This window comes from Microcoleus sp. LEGE 07076 (assembly GCF_015207455.1).
Lineage (GTDB): Bacteria > Cyanobacteriota > Cyanobacteriia > Cyanobacteriales > Microcoleaceae > Microcoleus.
Genome location: NZ_JADEWV010000494.1, coordinates 1 through 1,007, shown reverse-complemented (window position 1 = coordinate 1,007; position 1,007 = coordinate 1). Strand labels below are relative to the sequence as shown.

Below are 1,007 nucleotides of genomic sequence, written 5' to 3'. Positions count from 1 at the left end.
AGATATGTAGCGCTATTTTATGAATTTGGTATAACTTAAGCACCTCCTACAGTTTTCTTTCCTGTAAGTTGCCTTTCTCAAAGGAGGCAGAGCCTCGCCTATCTGCATTACCAGGCAGAGCCTGGTAACGAGCAACCCGATTTCTTCAAGAAATCGGGTTTTTAATTGACTCTAAGCTGCTACTTTTGCTCTCACTTGAATGACAAAATTTGATAGCATTTGCAATCCCGTACTTGAAGATTTTTCTGGGTGAAATTGTACGGCCATCAGATTGTCTTTAGCTATGGCGGCTGTCACCGTCTGACTTCCGTGCGTCACCACCGCAGCTTTGACTGTTGAGTCCACCGGATCGACATAATAAGAATGCACTAAATAAACCCAAGGTTGAGATGAAAGATTTTGCCACAGCGGCAAATTGGGCTGAGTGAATTCTAACTGATTCCATCCCATGTGCGGAATGGTTAACCCCGGTTCCGATCGAAATCGCCGCACTTTTCCGGCAATAATTCCCATTCCCGGTTCTGTACCTTCTTCGGAACTGTCAAACAGCATTTGCAAGCCCAAACAAATGCCTAAAAAAGGTTTTCCAGAGGCGATCGCACTTTTTATCGGTTCTATCAAATTGCGCGATCGCAAATGCTGCATTGCCGGGTCAAAGGAACCCACTCCCGGCAAAACCACCGCATCAGCCTGCTCGATGATAGCTGGAGAATCTGTAATTTTTGGCACTGCACCCACATTTTCTAAGCCTTTACAGACCGAGTGCAGATTGCCCATGTCATAGTCTACTACTGCGATGACAGACATTGACTTACTTGCCTTATATTATTAATAGCAGTATTATTGCATACAATCAGTCATTTGTTATTTGTTATTTGTTATTTGTTATTTGTTATTTGTTATTTGTTATTTGTTATTTGTTATTTGTTATTTGTTATTTGTTATTTGTTATTCGTTATTCGTTATTCGTTATTCGTTATTCGTCAACAGCTAACAATGACCAATTC

General features: G+C 41.2%; 1 protein-coding gene. It reads right to left on the bottom strand.

What is annotated here, in order from left to right:
- Positions 1-171: 171 nt before the first annotated feature.
- On the bottom strand, positions 172-807 hold the full coding sequence (hisH, locus tag IQ270_RS30515; protein ID WP_193976816.1) for an imidazole glycerol phosphate synthase subunit HisH: 636 nt from the start codon (positions 805-807) through the stop codon (positions 172-174).
- Positions 808-1,007 lie beyond the last annotated feature (200 nt).

Excerpts from the sequence above, each read along its gene's own strand:
- hisH (WP_193976816.1), bottom strand. The coding sequence starts at position 807 with ATGTCTGTCATCGCAGTAGTAGACTATGACATGGGCAATCTGCACTCG.